This is a genomic window from Undibacterium sp. Rencai35W, assembly GCF_049340185.1.
Lineage (GTDB): Bacteria > Pseudomonadota > Gammaproteobacteria > Burkholderiales > Burkholderiaceae_D > Undibacterium.
Genome location: NZ_JBMPPC010000016.1, coordinates 1 through 2,284, shown reverse-complemented (window position 1 = coordinate 2,284; position 2,284 = coordinate 1). Strand labels below are relative to the sequence as shown.

The 2,284-nt window shown below is 56.6% G+C and carries 4 protein-coding genes; all 4 read right to left on the bottom strand.

The window, feature by feature from the left end:
• The coding region (locus ACO0K3_RS19460; protein ID WP_422987494.1) for an ExbD/TolR family protein at positions 1-430 on the bottom strand (430 nt) is incomplete at its 3' end.
• Positions 431-442: 12 nt separating this feature from the next.
• Positions 443-871: an ExbD/TolR family protein gene (locus tag ACO0K3_RS19455; protein WP_422962114.1), complete on the bottom strand. Its 429-nt coding sequence runs from the start codon at positions 869-871 to the stop codon at positions 443-445.
• A gap of 96 nt (positions 872-967) precedes the next feature.
• On the bottom strand, positions 968-1,828 hold the full coding sequence (locus ACO0K3_RS19450) for a MotA/TolQ/ExbB proton channel family protein (protein ID WP_422987492.1): 861 nt from the start codon (positions 1,826-1,828) through the stop codon (positions 968-970).
• Positions 1,829-1,963: 135 nt separating this feature from the next.
• The coding region (locus tag ACO0K3_RS19445; protein ID WP_422987490.1) for an energy transducer TonB at positions 1,964-2,284 on the bottom strand (321 nt) is incomplete at its 5' end.

The following is a 2,284-nucleotide window of genomic DNA, read 5'->3' as shown; positions in this document are numbered from 1 at the left end:
ACTTCAAGAACTGCTCATTACCGACCATACCGATCTTAGTGACGCCAAGACGCTGAGCCGTTGCCATCACATGAGCCACCGACTTGTACGCCACCAGCTTGTTGGGCCGCAGATGCACTTCCGGCTGATTCGGTGTCGTCGCTACCGTCAACAGACGGGACTCGAGATCGGCATTGTTCTGGATCGCAACACCATTCCAGAGAACGGTGCCGTCAAAGTCAACGTCAATGGAGATGACTTCGGGTTTTTCCTGCGTATTGGCCGGCGGTGCATTGACCGGCATGTTCAGGTTCACCGCATGATTTTGAATCGGGATGGTGATGATGAGCATGATGATCAGGACCAGCATGACGTCAATTAAGGGCGTCATGTTCATTTCGATCATGACGTCCGGTTCACCTGAGCTCCCTGAGCCTAGTTGCATTCCCATGGTGTTCCTTTCTTAGCCCTTTGGCGGGGGTTCTGTGACGAAGCCGACCTTGGCAATCCCGGCGCGCTGGGCGGTCAGGATGACTTTGCCGACAAATTCGTAGCGGGTGTTCTGGTCACCACGAATATGCAGTTCCGGTTGCGGTACCTGCACTGCGACGACTTTGAGTTTGTCGAGCAGGATGTCGGTACTGGCGATTGGCGCTTCGTTCCAGAACATGTCGCCGTCTTTGTTGATGGCGATGTTGATGTTTTCTGGTTTGGTTTTGTACGGCTGGTTGGTTTCCGATGGAAGCTTGACCGGGACCGTGTGGGTGACGACGGGGATGGTGATCAGGAAGATGATCAGCAAGACCAGCATGACGTCGACCAATGGGGTGGTGTTGATGGTGCTGTTGACTTCGTCTTCGCCGTCACCATCGTTGCCGATTGCCATTGCCATAATTATTCTCTTTCAGATAAGCGAACTTCTTCAACTGTCTCTCTCTTCCAGCGCGCTTGGCGCCAGGAGAGAGTGTGTTTCTTCTGGCCGGTTGACTTAGGCTTTTTTGGACATGACGCCAGACAGGACGACAGAGTGCAGGTCGGCGCTGAAGGCGCGGACGTCTTCCATGGCGCTCTTGTTGCGGCGGACCAGGAAGTTGTAGCCTAATACGGCGGGAACGGCGACTGCCAGACCAATGGCGGTCATGATCAGGGCTTCACCAACCGGGCCAGCGACTTTGTCGATGGAGGCTTGACCGGCGATACCGATCGCTGTCAACGCGTGGTAGATACCCCAGACGGTACCGAACAAACCAACGAACGGGGCAGTAGAGCCGACTGTGGCGAGGAAGGCTAAGCCATCTTGCAGACGGCTTTGGACTTTTTCTACCGCGCGCTGGATGGACATGGAGATCCAGGAGTTGAGGTCGATCTGTTCTAACAGGGCGCCTTCGTGGTGGTCACTGGCTTTGGTGGCGGATTCGGCGATGAAGCGGAATGGGCTGCCTTCTTTTAAGCTGGTGATGCCGGCATTGACAGAGGCGGCTTTCCAGAATTTGCTTTGGGCATCTTTGGCTTGACCGGCGAGTTTGATCTGGTCGACGATTTTGGTGATGAGGATGTACCAGCTGCCCATGGACATGATGAACATGATGATGAGGGTGCCTTTGGCGACGAAGTCACCGCCTTTCCAGAGGGCGTCGAGTCCGTAGGGGTTGTCGACTTTGTCTTTGGCGTCAGCGGCTGGGGCGGCACCTTCGGCAGCTGGGGCTGCAGCTGCGGGGGCGGCGTCTGCTGGGGCGGCAGCAGCGGGGGCGGCACCGGCGGCGGCGCTAGCGGATTCTTGGGCGATGGCGGCGTGGGCGGTGACGGCGATGATGGCGGCGGCCAGTAGGGCTTTCAGGCTGAATTTCATGGGTGTGCTTCCTTCGTAAATTTGAATTTCAAATGCTGTTACTGTGGTTGTGGCTGTTTTTGTTGCTGTTGTTCGGTCTTGCTTATACGGGGTCTTGCTGTGTTCTTGCGCTGTTCTTTCTTGCGCTGTTTTTGCTTAGTCGAGCTTCCAGACGTATTGGACTTTGGTGGTGGTGGCTTGGGGCTTGCCGTCTACGGTACCTGGTTTGTTTTTGCAGGCGCCTGACATGAGTTGCGATTTGACGGCGTTGTCGAGTCCGCGGAAGCCGCTGGATTTGTCGATCTTGACGTCGTTGACGTTGCCATCAGCGCCGATCACGACGGAGAGGACGACGGTGCCAGTTTCTTCATTACGTAGCGAGGCGCGCGGGTATTCGGGTTTGCAGCCGGGGACGTTGAAGTCGATCACGCCGGGGACCACGGAGGGGCCGACGGGTTTGGCGTCAGCGACCGGGGG